The sequence below is a fragment of the Streptomyces sp. NRRL F-525 genome, from assembly GCF_000716605.1.
Taxonomy (GTDB): Bacteria; Actinomycetota; Actinomycetes; order Streptomycetales; family Streptomycetaceae; genus Streptomyces.
On sequence record NZ_JNXE01000038.1, the window covers coordinates 123,409 to 140,484 of the forward strand.

15 protein-coding genes are annotated in these 17,076 nt (G+C 70.0%); 7 read left to right on the forward strand and 8 right to left on the reverse strand.

Going from position 1 to position 17,076, the window contains the following annotated elements; all coding sequences use genetic code 11:
- Positions 1–112: 112 nt before the first annotated feature.
- Both OO69_RS38505 and OO69_RS38510 read right to left on the reverse strand, forming a co-directional pair.
- Positions 113–709 (reverse strand): HhH-GPD-type base excision DNA repair protein, encoded by a 597-nt coding sequence (locus OO69_RS38505; RefSeq protein WP_033285605.1) that lies wholly within the window; start codon positions 707–709, stop codon positions 113–115.
- A gap of 53 nt (positions 710–762) precedes the next feature.
- Positions 763–1,344: an ATP-binding protein gene (locus tag OO69_RS38510; protein ID WP_234444639.1), complete on the reverse strand. Its 582-nt coding sequence runs from the start codon at positions 1,342–1,344 to the stop codon at positions 763–765.
- Positions 1,345–1,939: 595 nt separating this feature from the next.
- Here OO69_RS38510 and OO69_RS38515 point away from each other — a divergent pair.
- Complete coding sequence (locus OO69_RS38515) at positions 1,940–2,809, forward strand: helix-turn-helix domain-containing protein (protein ID WP_033285571.1); 870 nt, start codon at positions 1,940–1,942, stop codon at positions 2,807–2,809.
- Entirely contained in the window at positions 2,806–3,030 is a 225-nt protein-coding gene (locus tag OO69_RS38520) for a DUF397 domain-containing protein (RefSeq protein ID WP_033285572.1), read from the forward strand. The genes OO69_RS38515 and OO69_RS38520 overlap by 4 nt, the downstream gene beginning before the upstream one ends.
- Before the next feature lie 538 nt (positions 3,031–3,568).
- On the opposite strand, the gene OO69_RS38525 is transcribed toward OO69_RS38520, so the two are convergent.
- Positions 3,569–4,282, reverse strand: a complete 714-nt coding sequence (locus tag OO69_RS38525; protein WP_033285573.1) for a siderophore-interacting protein — start codon at positions 4,280–4,282, stop codon at positions 3,569–3,571.
- A gap of 88 nt (positions 4,283–4,370) precedes the next feature.
- Here OO69_RS38525 and OO69_RS38530 point away from each other — a divergent pair, with 88 nt between their 5' ends.
- The 4 genes from OO69_RS38530 (at position 4,371) to OO69_RS38545 (ending at position 10,246) form a co-directional block, all read left to right on the forward strand.
- Complete coding sequence (locus OO69_RS38530) at positions 4,371–7,055, forward strand: GNAT family N-acetyltransferase (RefSeq protein ID WP_033285574.1); 2,685 nt, start codon at positions 4,371–4,373, stop codon at positions 7,053–7,055.
- 18 nt (positions 7,056–7,073) lie between these two features.
- Positions 7,074–7,547: a cupin domain-containing protein gene (locus OO69_RS38535; protein WP_199811112.1), complete on the forward strand. Its 474-nt coding sequence runs from the start codon at positions 7,074–7,076 to the stop codon at positions 7,545–7,547.
- Complete coding sequence (locus OO69_RS38540; RefSeq protein ID WP_033285576.1) at positions 7,535–8,314, forward strand: SDR family NAD(P)-dependent oxidoreductase; 780 nt, start codon at positions 7,535–7,537, stop codon at positions 8,312–8,314. Before OO69_RS38535 ends, OO69_RS38540 begins: the two co-directional genes overlap by 13 nt.
- A gap of 147 nt (positions 8,315–8,461) precedes the next feature.
- On the forward strand, positions 8,462–10,246 hold the full coding sequence (locus OO69_RS38545) for a copper resistance CopC/CopD family protein (protein ID WP_033285577.1): 1,785 nt from the start codon (positions 8,462–8,464) through the stop codon (positions 10,244–10,246).
- A 5-nt stretch (positions 10,247–10,251) separates the two neighbouring features.
- On the opposite strand, the gene OO69_RS38550 is transcribed toward OO69_RS38545, so the two are convergent.
- The 3 genes from OO69_RS38550 to OO69_RS38560 are packed head-to-tail and all read right to left on the reverse strand — an operon-like array spanning position 10,252 to position 13,630.
- Positions 10,252–11,838 carry a DUF4041 domain-containing protein gene (locus tag OO69_RS38550; RefSeq protein ID WP_033285578.1) on the reverse strand — a complete coding sequence of 529 codons (1,587 nt, stop codon included), beginning with the start codon at positions 11,836–11,838 and terminating at the stop codon, positions 10,252–10,254.
- Between the two features lie 59 nt (positions 11,839–11,897).
- On the reverse strand, positions 11,898–12,812 hold the full coding sequence (locus OO69_RS38555; RefSeq protein ID WP_267885237.1) for a haloalkane dehalogenase: 915 nt from the start codon (positions 12,810–12,812) through the stop codon (positions 11,898–11,900).
- The gene (locus OO69_RS38560) at positions 12,809–13,630 is read right to left on the reverse strand and encodes an SDR family oxidoreductase (protein ID WP_033285579.1); all 822 of its coding nucleotides are present in this window, start codon (positions 13,628–13,630) and stop codon (positions 12,809–12,811) included. Before OO69_RS38560 ends, OO69_RS38555 begins: the two co-directional genes overlap by 4 nt.
- Before the next feature lie 95 nt (positions 13,631–13,725).
- On the opposite strand from OO69_RS38560, the gene OO69_RS38565 reads away from it, so the two are divergent.
- A complete protein-coding gene (locus OO69_RS38565) occupies positions 13,726–14,316 on the forward strand; it encodes a TetR/AcrR family transcriptional regulator (protein ID WP_033285580.1) in 591 nt (196 codons plus the stop codon).
- A 7-nt stretch (positions 14,317–14,323) separates the two neighbouring features.
- Here the strand turns inward: OO69_RS38565 and OO69_RS38570 are convergent, their stop codons facing one another.
- Together OO69_RS38570 and OO69_RS38575 are read right to left on the reverse strand one after the other, a co-directional pair.
- A complete protein-coding gene (locus OO69_RS38570) occupies positions 14,324–15,328 on the reverse strand; it encodes a cytochrome c oxidase assembly protein (protein WP_033285581.1) in 1,005 nt (334 codons plus the stop codon).
- 112 nt (positions 15,329–15,440) lie between these two features.
- Complete coding sequence (locus tag OO69_RS38575) at positions 15,441–16,844, reverse strand: alpha/beta hydrolase-fold protein (protein WP_063744487.1); 1,404 nt, start codon at positions 16,842–16,844, stop codon at positions 15,441–15,443.
- Positions 16,845–17,076 lie beyond the last annotated feature (232 nt).

The following is a 17,076-nucleotide window of genomic DNA, read 5'->3' on the forward strand; positions in this document are numbered from 1 at the left end:
GCGCTGGTTGTGTGTGGAGTGCGGGTGGGTGGGGGCCCGCGCGGCGGAGCCGCATGTCGACACGGCCCCGCGCCCCTGGGAGGTCGGGGTGGGGCGGGGTGTAGAGGCCGGGCTACTTGCCGCCTGCCGCCTTCGCTGCCTTGGCCGCGGCCTTCATCTCCTGTTTGTGGGCGCGGACCTTGGCCAGGGACTCGGGGCCGGTGATGTCGGCGACGGAACGGTAGGACTTCGCCTCGCCGTACGCCCCGGCGGCCTCGCGCCAGCCCTTCGGCGTGACCCCGAGCTGCTTGCCGAGCAGGGCGAGGAAGATCTGCGCCTTCTGCTTCCCGAACCCGGGCAGCTCCTCAAGGCGCTTGAGCAACTCGGCACCCGTGCCGACGCCCTCCCAGACACCGCTCGCGTCCCCGTCGTAGTGCTCGACGAGGTACTGGCAGAGCTGCTGGATCCGCTTGGCCATGGACCCCGGGTAGCGGTGCACGGCCGGCTTCTCGGAGAGCAGCGCCGCGAAGGCCTCGGGGTCCTGCGCGGCGATCTCCTGCGCGTCCAGATCGGCGGCCCCGAGCCGGTCGGCGATCGTCCGCGGCCCCTTGAACGCCCACTCCATCGGCACCTGCTGATCGAGCAGCATCCCCACCAGCGCGGCGAGCGGGGAACGGCCGAGGAGTTCGTCGGCGGCGGGGTCCTGGGCGAGGTGAAGGGTTGCGTCCATGACCCCGATGATGGCGCGTTCGGGCGGGGGACGCCTGCCGGTGGGCGGGTGCGTCACCTTCGCCTCCGCTCCAACGTCGTCACCATCAGGTGGTCGAGCAGGGCTTGACGTGCTTGGAGCTCGACGGGTCCTTGTGGTGCGCGGACGCCGTGGGGCAGGAGGAGTGGTTTGTGCGGGGGATCGTGAGGGGGCGGTTCCGCGGACGGTTCAAGGGGCAGCTCGGCCCACACGACTTTGCCGCCCACCGGTGGGCCGTAGACGTTCCACTGTTCGGCGAGTGCCTCGACGAGAAGCAGACCTCGGCCGCTAGTGGCGTTGACGCCCGGATGCTGGAGTACGGGCATCTCCGGCGTCCGGTCCCACACCTCGACGAACAAGCTCCCGTCGAGAACGCGGAGTTGTATGGCGATGACGTGCTCGGCCTTGATCTGCCAGGGCTTCGGGTCGGGTTCGGTGAGGCCGCCTGCCTTGACGGCGTTGGTGACCAGTTCGCTCATGACGAGCGTGGCGCTCTCCTGCTGGTCCTGGAGGTTCCAGCGGCTCAGCGTGTGCCGCACGAACATCCGGGAGCAGGCGACGGCTGTGGGTACGGCGACCAGGCGGAGGGAGGCGGCGAGCAGGGGGACGGGGTGCACGTTGTCAGCGCCCCTCGTGTCACCAGCCATACCGACCTCGCTTCGCGGAAACGCCGATCTCGGCCCACACGCTCTTTCCGATGACCCTCGGGGTCACGCCCCAGTCGTCGGCGAGCGCGGCGACGATCTGTAGACCCCGGCCGCGATCAACGCATGGCATGCCGTCGGCTGCGTCGCGGACTTCGACGCGGAGCAGATCGTCAGCAAAGTTGGTAGGCCACCAGGACGCGGCTTCCCCGCATTGTGCGGCCATGGATTACGGCGTTGGTCACGAGTTCGGTGACTACCCACTCTAGGAAGTCAGCGGCGTATCGCGGTAAGCCCCACTCCTTGGCCAGGGTTTTGGCCCCGGTGCGGGCGACTGGCACGGATGGGCGATACCTCCTGTATCGCACCTGCAAAGACCTGGGTTCAGCCATACTCGGTCCCCTCGGACGGGATCGCGGTCACGTCGCCATCGGCAAGTACTATGCAGGGCAGAGTCCATGAAGTGTCAAGTCACTACTTTGAGTACATGTGAATGCCTATTGCTCTCACCTTGAAGCTCACGGCACACTTGACCTGCAAGAAGGAGTGAGGAGAGGCGGCTCAACCTGTGCCCACCAACAACCATCCGACGTTCCGTCAGAAGCGACTCGCGCGTACCCTGCGCGAGTTGAGGATCGCTGCGGGGCTGACGCACGTCGATGCCGCCAAGGTGCTCGGCTCCGCGGAGTCCAAAGTCGGACGTATCGAGAACGCCCTGTCAGGTGTCCGACTGCCTGATCTGCGGGCCCTGTTGGACGCGTACAACGTCACCGATCCGCCCAAGCGCGCGGCCATCGAGAAACTGGCCCGCGAGGCCAAGCAGAAGGGCTGGTGGAATCAGTACAGCAACGTGCTTGAGCCGGCCTACCTGACCTACGCCGCTGTCGAGGCGGACGCCTCGGAGATCTACAGCGTGGAGACCAGCTTGGTACCGGGGCTGCTGCAGACTCCCGAATACACAGAGGCGCTCTTCGACCTCCAGGCACCCGATGCCGCCCGGGAGATGCTCGCGGCGCAGCTCGATGTCCGACGGGAACGCAAGAACTTGCTGGCTGGAGACAATCCGCTGCAACTCTGGGTCATCATCGCCGAGAGCACCCTCTATCACCGGGTGGGCGGCACGGACGTCATGAGCGGCCAGCTCAAGTCCCTGATCGCCGACAGCCGGGAGCGGAACATCGAGCTTCAGGTCCTGCCGCGCGAAGACCCCATGAACGCCTGCTTGTTCGGGCCGTTCAACATCATGAGCTTCCCCACTTCGACGGAAACTGACGTCGTGTACACCGAGTCGCCCACCAGCAGCCTCTACTACGAGGACGTGACGGACGTAGAGAAGTACACAACGCTGTTTCGTCGGCTCAACGTGGCCGCAGCCAATGTCAGCAAGTCGCGCGTGCTCATCCAGAACGCTCTTCACGAAATGGAGCAGGATCGATGAAGCCGAACACACAACCCGCTTTGACCTCACTGGTGTGGGCGAAGTCGTCGTACTCCGGAAACAACGCCAACTGTGTCGAGGTCGCCGTCCTGCCCGACGGAAGCCGAGTGCTCCGCGACAGCAAGGCCCCCTCGGGGCAGACACTGATGCTCTCGGACTCGGGGTTCGCCGTGTTCATCGCGGGCGTGGGTGTCGGCGCTGGTGAATTCGGCTGGGCGTGACGGTCGTATGTGAGGCGGGTGTGGCGTCGATGGCCGGTGTCCAACCGGTCAGGGTGAACTCATGCGCTCGTCCTGCTGACCCTGATCACGTCTGCGTCAGTCCTCGCTGCCGAGTGCCATTCGTCGCCTGAGGCGGCTTCGAAGGAGCTGGTCCGTGATGACCATCAGGGCATAGAAGGCCCCCGACACGGGCCCGGCGATGAGCGCAACCATCACTGATCCGGGGTTCTCGGCTATCAGCAGGCCTCCGATGGTCACGGGAGCAGCGATGTAGACACCGAGGCGTACTGGATGCCGCGAAGCCCACTTCTGGAGGCGGGTCCGTGGGCGCCCGGCTCCCGCTACGCGTTCGACCGCCAGATATCTCTCCGTCAGGGCCTCACGCCAAGTCCTCATCCCACGCATGCTATGCAGACGAACGTCTGTACTCCGGAATCGTGGTGCGCGGGGACGCCCGGTCCCCCGGGAGAGGACAGCCCCAGAAGTGTGTCACTTCGCGCGGAAGTGTCACACTTTTGCGAAGAGGGTCCCCCCGCCCTCAGGACGCCCGCCAGTACCCCAGCGCGTGCACCCGTTCCCGCCGCACGCCCAACTCCCTGCGGACGTACGACGACAGCCCCCGCGTCGTAGACGTGTCGCAGGTGATCCAGACGTACGGGTCGGTGCTGCCCTTCAGCAGGTCGGGGAGTTGCGCGCGTACCCGGTCGGACAGTTGGCCCCGGGGGTGGTGGCGGACCTCGTGGAGGGACGGGTCGGTGCGGAAGGGGAGGCTGTCGGAGTCGCCCTCGAACCAGATTGTCGCCGGGACCTTCGAACCGACCGTTCCCAGAAGGGAGTTGATGGCGGGCAGTGACGCCGGGTCGCCGATGGCGAAGAGGTGGGAGGGGGCGGGGTCGGGGGTCTCGAAGCCCGTGCCCTGGACGGTCGCCTCGATCGTGTCGCCGGGCTTCGCGCCCCGTGCCCAGTCGCTCGCGCATCCTTCGTGCAGGGCGAATTCGAGGCCGAACGTGCCGGCCGCCGGGTCGGGGTCGACCAGGGTGTACGCCCGCTGGTGGGGCTTGCCGGCGTTGTCGAACCAGAGGCGGACCCACATCGTCGGGTGGACGCCGGTCGCCGCGAGCATGCCGCCGTCGGTGAGGCGGAGGCGGCGGTAGCGCGGGGTGACGTCCTCGGCCCGGGTCACCGTGAACTCGAAGTCCTTCGCGCGCAGCAGCCTGAGTACCGCGCCCTCCCAACCGCGCCCCTGCGCCATGGTCTCTTCACCCTTCGCGTACGCTTTCCCACCAGTAACTTAGGCAAGGCTAACCTAAAAATCAGCCTCGAAACAGAGGGGTCACCGGGTGACGACCCAGATCTACCGCGACACCTGGGGGATCCCCCACCTGCGCGCCGACAGCGCCGACGAGCTCGCCCGCGCCCAGGGCCGTGTCACCGCCCTCGACCGCGCCTGGCGGATCGAGGTCGAACGGCACCGCGCCCAGGGCACGTCGGCCTCCTTCCTCGGCGTCTGCGCCCTGCCCTGGGACCTCTTCGCGCGGCGCGTGCGGCTCGACGACACGGCGAGGCGTTGTTTCGAGGCCCTGGAGAAGCGGGACCCGGAGACCGCGCGGTGGGTCCGGGCGTATGTCGACGGGGTCAACGAGGGCTTGGCCGCGGGGACTTCGGCTCCCGAGTTCGCCGACTCCGGCCTGGAACGCGGCCGTTGGAACCCCTGGACCCCCCTCGGTATCTGGCTGGCCACCCACATCCTCTTCGCCGGTTTCCCCGCCAAGCTCTGGCGCGAAGAGGCGATACGGCACCTCGGGCCCGACGCGGTTGGGCTGTTCGCCACCGACGGCCCCGGTACCTCCGGCAGCAACGGCTGGCTGGTGAGCGGGGAACGGACCACGACCGGGCAGGCCCTGCTCGCCGGGGATCCGCACCGCTTCATCGAAGACCCCGGCGTCTACCAGCAAGTACACCTCTCCTGCCCGGAGTTCGACGTCGTCGGGCTCACCGTGCCCGGTGTCCCGGGTATCGCCCACTTCGGGCACACCGGCACGGTCGCCTGGGCCATCACCAACGCGATGGCCGACTACCAGGACCTGTACCGGGAACGGCTCCGCCGCACCGGCGCCGGCGTCGAAGCCCTTGGCCCGGACGGAAGTTGGCGCCGCGCCGCCCGCCACACGGAGACGATCGACGTGGCCGGTGAGGACCCCGTCGAGGTCGAGATCATCGAGACCGAACGCGGGCCGGTCGTCATCGGCGGGCCGGAAGGACTCGACGCAGGCATCAGCACCTCGCTCCACACCCCACCCCTCGCCGTCAGCCTCCGCTACCCGCCCCGCGTCACCGAAGACCTCGGCTTCACCTCCCTGCTCCCCCTCCTCCGTGCCCGCCAAGTCGCCGACGTGGACCGGGCGTTCGACGACTGGGCCGAACCCGTCAACGTCGTCCAGGCCGCCGACACCGAAGGCGGAACGCTGCACCGGGTCGCCGGCAAGGTCCCGCTGCGCGCCGACGCCAACCGCACCCGGCTCGTCCCCGCCTGGGAACCCGGCCACGAGTGGCACGGCTGGCACGAACCGCCCCGCGCCGGACTCACCGACGACGGCATCGCCGTCATGGCCAACCAGCGCGGCCCCGCCACCCCGCTCGGCGTCGAGTTCGCCCCGAACCACCGCGCCGACCGCATCACCGCACTGCTCGCCGAGCGCGATAAGTGGTCAGCCGCCGACCTGCCCGCGATCCACATGGACACCCATCTCGGTTCCGCCACACCCCTGTTGGACCACCTCGCCGCACTCACCGACCTCACCCCCGAAGCCTCCGCACTCCGCGAACGGCTGCTCGCCTGGGACCGCCGCATGGACGCCGACAGCACCGACGCCGCCGCCTACGCCGCCGTGCGTGGCGCGGTCGTACGACGGCTCGCAGCCCACCCCACCTTCGCCGCGCTGGCCGAACCACCCGCGTACCCGGAGGTCTTCCTGCCGTGGCTCGCGCTGCTCCCGCGTGTTGCCTTCGCGCTCGAACACCTCCTGAGCGCAAGGGAGTTGTACGGCATCGACCGGCCGGAGACCGTACGGGCGGCGGTCGAGGAGGCCGCCGCGAAGCCGGTCGGCACGTGGGGCGACACCCATCGCCTCACCCCCTGGCGAGCGTTGGGCGAGACCGCCCCAACTCCCGCTCCCGGCCTGTCCGGTGACCACGACTGCGTGCTCTGCACCTCCTCGGTCCCCGGGCTCACCGACCTCAGCGCGCGCGGCCCCGCGGCCCGTTTCGTGTGGGACCTGGCCCGGCGGGAGGACAGCCTGTGGGTGGTGCCGTTGGGGGCGTCAGGGGTGGCCGGCTCAGCCCATCACCGCGATCAACTGCCCTTGTGGCTCAAGGGAGATCTGGTCCCGGTGATCACCGACTTCACCCGCCTCGAACTCCACGAAGAGACCGCCCCCATCCGCCAACCCGTCCACGCACAACACATCACCGGTTTCGGCATCGTCCGCGTCCTCCCCCTCGACCCCGTCGCCGACGCCCCGACGATCCACCGCTGGGTCAGCGAGCAACGCGCCGCGTTCTGGGGCATGAACGGCCTCACCCAGGCCCAAGTCACCGAGATCTACGCCCACATGGACACCCTCGACAGCCACCACGCCCACCTGGTCACGAGGGACGACGAACCCGTCGGGCTCCTCCAGACCTACGACCCCGCAGCCGACCGCGTCGGCGACTGCTACGCCGTAGAACCCGGAGACATCGGCATCCACCTCCTCCTCGCACCAGCCGGACCGGACGGCGACCGGCCCGGCTGGTCGGCAACGCTGATGGGCGTTCTCGCCTCCTACGTCCTGCTCGGTCTGGACCGGCGCCGGATCGTGGTCGACCCGGACGTACGGAACGAGAAGGCGATCGCGCGCTTCCTGCGCCAGGGGTTCGTGGCGGGCCCGAGGGTCGTCCTCCCGGAGGTGGACATACCGGATGTCTTCATCCCCGAAAAGCACGCTCAACTGGCGTTTCTCCCTCGCGAGGTGGCCTTCCCGTAGCCTGCCGAAATGACCGGAGTGACCCCAGAGGACCTCGTCGCCCACTACGGGCTGGAGCCGATCCCCCGCGAGGGCGGCCTGTTCCGCCAGATGTGGGCGGGCCCGGCGCGGCCCGACGGCCGCCCGGAGGGCACCGCGATCGTCGCCCTGCTCACGGCGGACGACTTCTCCGCGCTCCACCGTCTCCCCGCCGACGAGGTCTGGCACTTCTACCTCGGCGACCCGCTGGAACTCCTGCTCCTCGCCCCGGACGGCACGTCGAGCACGACGGTCCTCGGGCCGGACCCGCTCCACGGCCGGCACCTCCAGTTCACCGTGCCCGGCGGCACCTGGATGGGGGCGCGGGTGGTGGCGGGCGGCGCGTGGTCGTTCTTCGGCTGCACGATGGCCCCCGGCTTCACCTACGACGGCTACGAGCACGGCGACGCGGGCGAGTTGACCGCCCGCTACCCCTCTGAGGCCGCCCGCATCACCGGGCTGTGCCGCCCGTGAGCCGCCTGCTGGAGGGCCGGTTCGCCCTGGTCACGGGCGCGAGCGGCGGCATCGGCCGGGGGATCGCGCTGCGGTTCGCGGAGGAGGGCGCGGCAGGGGTCGTACTCCATTGTCGTACGGCGGTGGAGGCGGCCGGTGAAGTGGCGGATCGCGTACGGGAGTTGGGCGCCCGTGCCCTCGTACTGCAAGCCGATCTGGCCGACGAGGACGCCTGCCGCGGACTGGTCCGCGAGGCGGCCGAGTGGAGCGGTGGACGGCTCACGGCACTGGTCAACAACGCGGGCGTCCAGCCCACCCAGCCCCTGCCCGGGATGACGGCGGCCGACTGGCGGACGGTCGTCGACACCAACCTGACCAGCGTCTTCGCGTGCACACAGGCGGCGGCCGAGGTGATGAGGGAACACGGTGTCGGTGGCACGGTGACGCACATCGCCTCCATCGAGGCGAGCGCCCCCGCCGCCCTCCACGCGCACTACTCCGCGTCCAAGGCCGCCGTCGTCATGCACGCGCGGTCCGCCGCCCTGGAGTACGGCCCGTACGGCATCCGCGTCAACACGGTCTCGCCCGGTCTGATCGACCGGGAGGGGTTGGCGGAGGCGTGGCCGGACGGGGTGCGGCGGTGGCGGGCGGCGGCGCCGACGGGGCGGCTGGGGCGGCCGGAGGATGTCGGGGACGCGTGTGTGTTCCTGGCGTCCCGTCTCGCCTCCTGGGTCACCGGGCACGACCTGGTCGTGGACGGCGGAGTGTTGGCGCGGCCCACCTGGTGAGCGAGACGTGTGTTTCCCCCGTACATAACCGCAGACCTGCAAGTCCGAAGACGGAGATGTGACGTGCGCCGACGACGGAATGAGGGACAGGGTTGTGGACACGGAGGAGGCGGCGGACGGGGCCGACGGCGAGGAGTTCAAGGGCTGGTGCTGCTGGGCTCCCTGCTGGTCCTGCTCCTCCTCGGCACCGCGGGCACCGCGTCCGCGCACGCCGCCCTCGAATCCACCGACCCCGCCGACGGCAGCGTCCTCAAGTCCGCCCCCCGCACCGTCACCCTCACCTTCTCCGAGTCCGTCGCCCTCCTCGACGACTCCTTCCGCGTCTACGACCCCGACAACCGGCGGGTGAAGACGAGTTCCGCGCACCACGCGAAGGACGCCGGTGACACGGCGAGCGTGACCCTCCCGGCCAAGCTCGGCACCGGCACCTACACGGTCGCCTGGCGCGTAGTCTCGGCCGACAGCCACCCGGTCTCGGGCGCCTTCACCTTCTCCATCGGCAAACCCTCCGCCACGACCACCCCGGTCAGCACGGCCCCGGTCGAGGACCCGCTGACCGGCAGCCTGTACGACATAGCCCGCTACTTCGCGTACATAGCCGCGGCCCTCCTCATCGGCACGGCAACCTTCGTCACCCTCTGCCGCCCCCCGAACCCCACCGTCCTCAACAAGCCGATCCTGATGGGCTGGTGGACCCTCCTGGCGGCCACGCTCGCCCTCCTGATCCTCCGCGCCCCCTACGAAGCGGGCACCAGCCTGGCCACGGCCTTCGAACCCTCCGCGATCCCGAAGACGCTGACTTCCCGCCCGGGCCTGGCACTCGCGGCCCGTCTCCTCCTCCTCGCCGCAACAGCCGCATTCCTCCTACGACTTCGGGGGCGCGAGCGGTTCGGACGGGTGGCCCTGGGGACGGGTGCCGTCCTCGCGGTCGGGCTGGCGCTGACCTGGGCATCGGCCGAGCACGCCTCCGCCGGGATCCAGGTGCCGGTGGCGATGACCTCGGCGGTGCTGCATCTGCTCGCGATGTCGGTGTGGCTGGGCGGCCTGACGGCCCTGCTCACCGTCCTCTACCGCTCGTCGGACCTCGACGCGGCCCCGGTGGCCCGCTTCTCCCGCCTCGCCTTCGCCTCGGTGACCGTCCTGGTCGTCACCGGCGTCTACCAGTCCTGGCGCGGCCTCGGCTCCTGGAACGCCCTCACCGAGACGTCGTACGGCCGCATCCTGCTCGTGAAACTCGGCGCGGTGACGCTGCTGCTCGCCGTGGCGGGGTGGTCGCGGCGGTGGACGGGGCGGATGGTGGGGGAGGAAGTGCGGCTCCAGGTACCGGAGTTGGTGCGGACGGGGGCGGACGGGGCGGCGGCGTCCGGGGGCGAGGGTGCCTCGACTTCCGGTGCCGATTCCAAGGGCGGGGGCGACGGTTCTCCGGACCGGGGCGACGGCTCCCAGGACCGTTTCCGGCGCGGTCTGCGCCGCTCGGTGCTGTTCGAAGTCGGCGTCGGTGTCGTGGTGTTGGTGATCACGACCCTGCTGACCAACACCCTCCCCGGCCGCGCGGCGGCGGACGCGCAGCAGACGGCGACTTCGGCCGGCATCCCGGCGGCCTCCGTCACCATCGTCCCCTTCCGTGTCGGCAACGCGGGCGGCAAGGTGCAGATCACCCTCGACCCCGGACGCGTCGGCGAGAACTCCGTCGAGGCGGTCGTCTACGGCCCCGACGGCGGTTTCGCCACCGTCCCCGAACTCCGGCTCTCCTTCACGCTCCCGGCCCAGAAGGTCGGCCCCCTCGACGCCAATGTCAAGGACGAGGGCGGCTATTGGGGGACCAACACCCTCAACCTGCCGATCGCCGGGACCTGGACGATGAAGGTCACGGTCAGGACGTCCGACGTGGACCAGGTGAGTGTGTCGCGGCAGGTGCGGATCGTGCGCTAGCCGGTTCAGGCGGGCTGCTTGCTGGCCCGCCACTCCAGTGCCTGGGGTTCCTCGGTGAACTCGATCAGGTGCTGGCCGGTGAACGGCCGTAGCGCGTCCCGTACTTCGGTCGGGGTGGCGTAGAAGAACTCCTTGCGGCTGTTCACCTGGTTCACCCGGCGCGGGGCGAACCGCCGGTGGAGTTCCGACTCCAGGCCGACCGCGTCCTTGCTGAAGATCAGCGCGTGGACGTCGAAGCGGAACGGCACCGCGGCGCCGCTCAACTCGTAGATCCGGTCCAGGGGTTCGAGCCTGCGGGTCATGCCGATCTTCACGACGCGGTCGCCGAAGGCGCCGACGTTCGAGATGACGTAGACGTAGCCGGTGCGGATGTTCGCCGCGCGGGTCTCGACGTCCTGCAACGCGCCCTCGATCTCGGCGAGTTTGGCCTCCATCTCCGCGACGGCCGCCTCGTCACCGCGCTCGCGGAGCCGGTCGAGGGCCACCTGGTAGTGGCCGAGTTCCTTGTTCAACTTCTCCCGCTGGCGGTCGAGTTCGCGCTGCACGGCCGCCTCCTCGCGCTCCTTGGCGCGGGCCTCGCGCTGGGCCTCCTTCTCCTCGTCCTTCTTCTGCAGGAAGTCGGCGGTGAGCTCCAACTCCCTCACCCGCGCGTTGTGGTACTCGTCGCTGATCCGGATGTGCATGGTGGCGCCGAGCTTGGCGATCGTCTCGCGGCTCTTGTAGAGCCGGTCGACGAGCGAGCGCAGCCGGTGCGGGCGCATGGTCCGCACCGCGTAGTCGGCCTCGGCGTTGTAGGCGCGCAGCATCAGCTTGGAGAAGTCGCGGACCATCTTCTGGCCCTCGCGCGTGGAGCCGTTGACCGTCCAGCCCGTGATCGCGAGCACGGCCCGGTCGGTGCGGGCGAGGTTCTTGATCTCGGTCTGCAGGGTGTCGAGCCGGCTGCGGTAGGCGATGGCGTCGTGCAGGGCGTGCCGGTACGCGTAGACCCCGGCCTCCTGCAGCATCGCGGTCTCGTCGGTGACGACGATCCGCGCCTGCAGCTCGGCGAGCCGCCGCTCCCCGTCGAACACCTCCTTGCGCTGCCGGTCGGCGTCCTTGCGCGTCCGCTCGGTCTCCTTCGCCGTCCGGCGCGCGTCGTCGAGGATCTCCTTCGCCGTGTCCCGGGCGTCCTTCAACACCCCCTGCGCCTCCGCCGCGGCCTCGGCACCGAGCCGCTCGCGCAACTCGGCCGCCTCCAGCTCGGTCCGCCGCACCAGATCGGCCACCTGTACGGCGTCCAGCCCCTGCGTCCGGGTGATCCAGGCCCGCAACTCGTCGGCCTCGGAGAGGGCGTCGGCCCGGCGACGGCCGAAGAGGCCGCTTTTACGGGGCGCGGGTACGGCGGGAGCGGTGGGAGCGGTGGGGGAGGCGGGTGCGCCCGGCTCCGGTGCGGCCGCCGTGACGGTCCCGGGAACAGCCCCCTCCGGCACCCACAACTGCCAGCCCTCCGGAGGCGTCGGCCACGTCGGGTCGGGCACCCACTCCGGCGGCGGCGCCCACCCCGGCGGCGGCACGGGCCAGCCGGGCGGCGGATTGAACCGGTAAGCGCTCATTGACCATCCCCCCTGAGCCCCGTCCCCCTGACGGAGGGTCACATTCTGTCGCCGATCCGCTACCCGTTCACCTGGGAGTCCCTCGTCGTGATCGTTCTGTGACCGTGCGTGAGTCCGAGCCGCTCCACCCAGCCCGATATCGCGGCCGCGATCAACTCGGGCCGGTCCTCCGGTGTGTGATGGCCGGCGACGGCGTCCGAGTGCTCGATCTCCAGGGCGGAGATGTTCGCCGCGCACCAGGCGATGGTGTCCTCGTCCATCATCGTCCCCGCTCCGGGCGCGAACGTGAGCAGCAGCTTGGGTACCTCCGGGCTGGCCGCCAGCCACCGGTCGTAGGCCTCGACCCTGGTCACGACGTCGGCGGGCTCGCCGCCCAGCGGCATCGAGCGCGCCCAGCGCAGGAGGGGGCGGCGGCTCTCGCGGGTGGGGTACGGCTCGCGGTAGACCGCGAGGTCGGCCGGGGCGAGCGGGGTCGCGGAGGCGGCGGGGAGTGCCTGCTCGATGAAGGCGTTCTCGTCGAGGATCATGGCCTCACCGACCCCCTCCGTCTTGATCGCGCGGAACAACTCCCGTCCCCCTTCGGGGAATTCGGCCCAGCTCAGCGGCTTGACGATGGTCTCGGTGAACGCGATGCCCCGCACCCGGTCCGGATGGCGCGCGGCCCGGTCGAAGGCCAGGGCGCCACCCCAGTCGTGTCCGACCAGCACCACGTCCCGCAGCCCGAGCGCCTCGAACCAGGCGTCCAGGTACCGGGCGTGGTCGGCGAAGGAGTACGCGATCTCCGGCTTGCCCGAGTCGCCCATGCCGATGAGGTCGGGTGCCAGCAGCCGCCCGGAAGCGACACCCGGCATGACGTTCCGCCACAGGTGGGACGAGGTCGGGTTGCCGTGCAGGAACACGATCGGCACCCCGCTGCCCAACTCCCGGTGGGACATGGTCGAGTCGAGGACGCGGGTGGAGTGGGTTGTGGTCACCGGAACGCCACCACGTTCCGCTCGGCCCATCCCGCGAACGTGCCCGGCGCCCGCCCCAGCACCCGCTCGACGTCGGGACTCACGCGCCGCTCCTCCTCGGTCGGCTCGCCGAGCAGCGCCAACGTGCCCTCGACCACGGGCAACGGCATGAACCGTGCCATCAACTCGTGGGCCTCCGCGCGCGTTTGCTCCGCGAAGGTCACCGGCTCACCGAGCGCGGTCGCTATCGCCGCCGCCCGCGCGCGGGGTGTCGTCGGCGCGGGGCCGGTGAGGGTGTAGGTCGCGCCTGTGTGAGCGTGGGTGAGCAGCGCGGCGGCAGCGACCGCGGCCACGTCGTCGGGGTCCACGAAGGGCAGCCCCACGTCACCGAAGGGCGCCGCCGCGGTCCGTCCCGCCCGGATCGACCCGGCCCAGGCGAACGCGTTGCTGTCCAGCCCGCCCGACCGCAGGATCGTCCAGTCGAGCCCCGACTCCCGTACGGCGGCCTCGAATCGGCGCGGATGCGCGTACGCCTCCGGACGGGTCCCGGCCCCCTGCGAGGACAGCAGCACCACCCTGCGGACACCGGCGGACTTGGCCACGTCCAGAATGTCGTACGGCCGCTCGCCCGCCACCAGCAGGAACAGCGCCTCGGCCCCCTCGAACACGCCCCGCAGGCCGTCCGGTTCGGCCAGGTCGGCGGCCACCGTGCTTACCCCGGGCGGCACTTGGGCCTCGCCGATGTGCCGGGCCACGGCCGTCACCGGCACGCCCTCCTTGTCGAGCAGCCGCACCAGCGCCCGCCCCACGTTCCCGGTCGCACCCGTCACCGCGATCATCTCGCCACCCCCGTCATGTATGAGTTAGTTGGCTGACTAACTCCATCGAGAAGACGCTAACACGACCGACCCGCAGTTTGTCTATAGTTAGTCAGGTGACTGACTCAAAAGATTCCCGGCCCGCCCCGCGCGGCAAGCGGGAGCGTCTGACCACCGCCACCGCCCGGGTCCTGCACGAGCAGGGCGTGGAGCGCACGACCATCGCCGACATCGCCCGCGCCGCCGACGTCCCGACGGGCAACGTCTACTACTACTTCAAGACCAAGGACGAGCTGATCGAGGCGGCCCTCTCCGAGCACACCGGCAACCTGGAGACCCTGACCGCACAGCTCGACCACCTCCCCGACCCGCGCGAACGCCTCAAGGCCCTCATCGGCGGCTGGGTCGAGCAGAAGGACACCGCGGCCCGCCACGGCTGCCCCATGGGCACGCTCGCCGTAGAGCTGGACAAGCGCTACGAGGACGGCCTCGATCTCGCCGCGGGCCAGGTCATACGGCGGTTGGTGGACTGGGTGGCGGAGCAGTACCGGCAGCTCGGCGCGGTCGATCCCGAGGGTCTCGCCCTGACCCTGATCGGCGCCTACCAGGGCATGTCGTTGCTCTCCAACGCGTTGCGCGACCCGGAGATCATGATCCGTGAAGGGGCCCGGCTCATAAGGGAGTTGGACGCCCTGGACGTGGTGTGAGGAACGCCTACCGCTGACCCCGGATGCGCTCCGCGACCTCGCTGTTCTCGGTCTCCCACCAGGGGCGTACGAGATCGGGCCCTTCAGTAGAAGTCCCCGTTTCAGTAGAAGTCCCCGTTTTCGTCTCTGTGGGCGTCGCCCGGACCACTTCCAGCTCCGCGTCCAGCCGCCGGTCCAACGCCACCGTCTCGGCCCGCTCCGTGCGCGCCCACTGGACGAGGATCGCGAGGAGGAAGGGGAGGGCGACGAGTTCGGCGATGCTGACCATCGCGCCGCCGCCGAGCTGCTGGTCGTGCTGGACGTCGGGGGCCCAGGACGGGGAGTGGCTGAGGTACCAGGCGCCGGCGATCAGGGTGCCGTGGGTCATCACCACGATGCCTGGGATCGCGTCGATGATCCCGTCGACGAACACCAGCCCCGCCCGCACCGGATGCGTGCACCAGGCGGGCAGCGCCTCCTCGCGGGTGAGCACCGGGAGGACGAACAGGCTCCCGGCGAGCAGCAGTTGGAGATACATCAGCTGGTGCAGCCAGTTGTCGGCCAGCGCGGTCTCGAAGTACGGCGTGAAGTAGATCGTCAGCTCGGTCGCGAGCACCAGGGCCGTACTGACCAAGGGGAACGTGAGCAGTCGTACGACTCGCCCGGTCATCGCCCCCTGCGCGCGAGCCGCCGCGCGTTCGGGCAGGGCGCGCAGGGCCAGCCGTAGCGGATCGCCCAGGGCCAGGCCGAGCGGGGCGATCAGGTCGAGGAGGACGTTCTGGACGGCGGCGGGCCAGAACAGGACGCGGTCGTAGACGGCGAGCGCCGACATCGTGGCGACCACGATCGTGCCGAGGCCGAGCAGCGCGAACGCGGCGGTCCGCGCCACCGGCCAGGCCTCGCCGCGCCGCCGCAGGCGCAGGACGCCCCAGCCGTACAGGCCGCCGAGGAGTACGACGACCAGCAGCGCGGGGACGTCCGCCTGCCACGAGGAGAACAGCCGTCCGTCGGTGAGCTGCGGCGGGGTCTCCATCGCGATCTACCTCCACGGGCGGGCGGGCGGTTCCGCCGGTTCTGTCGGATCTGCCGCAGCACTCTATGCCGCCGAGTGCCGCGGCGAGGACCCGCCCCCGCGCGTCCGTCCGCTACAGCGACTGGCGCATGATCCAGTCCCGGATGCCGGGGATCGTGTACGCGATCTGCCAGGTGCCCATGTGCGCGCTGGTGGTCGAGCCGGTCGGTACGGTCGTGCCGGTCTTGAACGCGGCGAAGTTCACCGGGGTCCGCTGGGCCTTCATGGTGCGGACGTCCGCCGCGAACTCGGCGGCGGTGGACTGGCCGTCCCACAGCGCGGTGCTGACCTTCGTGCCCTGTTCCTGGATGACCTCGGTGATCGCCTGCTCACCCGGGTACGCCTTGGTGTCGTCGGCCGAGACGAGGATCCAGAGGTTCTTCTTGGCGAGCGGTACCGCCTGCGCCTCCGGCCACTGCCCGGCCACGATGAACGCCGCCGCGAAGAGGTCGGGGTACCTGATGTTCAGGCCGAGGGACATCATCGCGCCCATCGACTGACCGGTCGTGTAACGGCGGTCGGGGTCGATGCTGTACTGCTGCGTGACGGACTCGACGAGGTTCGCGGTGGCGTCGAAGAGGGTCGACGGTTCGTAGTTGTCGTCGATCACGACCGCGCCGTACTCGGGAGCGAGGACGAAGGCCTCGTGCCGGGCCTGGTCCTCCGGGCTCGCCCAGCACACCGCGCCGAGGCCCTGCACGAGCGGCCCCTCGGTCGCGACGTTGACCACGCTCGCGTCGTGCATGAACAGCACCAACGGGTAGCTCTTGCGCGGGTTGTAGTGCTTGGGGACGAAGAGGTTGTACTTCAGGGTCTGGCCGGTCGCGGGGTCGGCGAAGGTGAACTGCTGGAAGTCGTCGACGATCAGGTTCTTCACCGCGTCCGTCGTCAGCGCCGTGGTACTCGCGGCGTACTGCCTGCCGCGCGTGGTGGTGACCGTGCCGGCCTGGGTGAGCGTGGCCTTCGCGGCGACGATCGTGCCGCCGGGGGTGGTGTCGCCGACCTGCGGGCCGCCCGCGCCGACCCCGCCGCCGGAGTCACCGGTCCCGCCGGTCCCGCCGCCGGTGGGCGGGGTGCCGGACCCCTGTCCCGTCACCCACAGGGCCGCCGCCGTGTCGTCCGGCGACAGCTCGACGATGACGTAACGGCCGTTCCGCGACCGCTCCGTGAGGTCGGCGGAGCGGTTCGTGTAGACCTTCGTGACCGTGCGGTCGGTGACGGTGAACGTCGAGGTCGACAGCGTCCGGCCGTCGATGTCCCGGTCGTACTCGACGGCCACCGCGACGAGCTTCTGCCCGGCGCCGAAGACCTGGGTGATGGCGGTGAGGCCCTTCACATGGTCCCCGCCGGAATCCGCCGAACCCGTCCCGCCGACCTCGCTCGTCCCGCTCGCCGAGCTGGGAGTCGCACTGCCGAACACCGTCAGGGCCCCGGCCGTCGCGGTCGCGGTACCGGCCATGAACCTACGCCTGTCCATGAAGGTGAGCTCCTTCGATCGAGGTTTGTCAGGGCTGCCGAGCGCCACTGTCCTGCCTCAATCTGTGAAGCGAAAGGAGAAAGGAGACCCCTTTTCACAGGTTACGCAGAAGTTTCCTGGTGGTGTTGGTTATTCGCGTCGTGCAATCTTAGATAACGCGGCGCATTGAGTCTGAATTGTTGACCTTTATTCCCCTTCTCGCCGCCACCCGCTTTATCGCTGGCGGAAATTC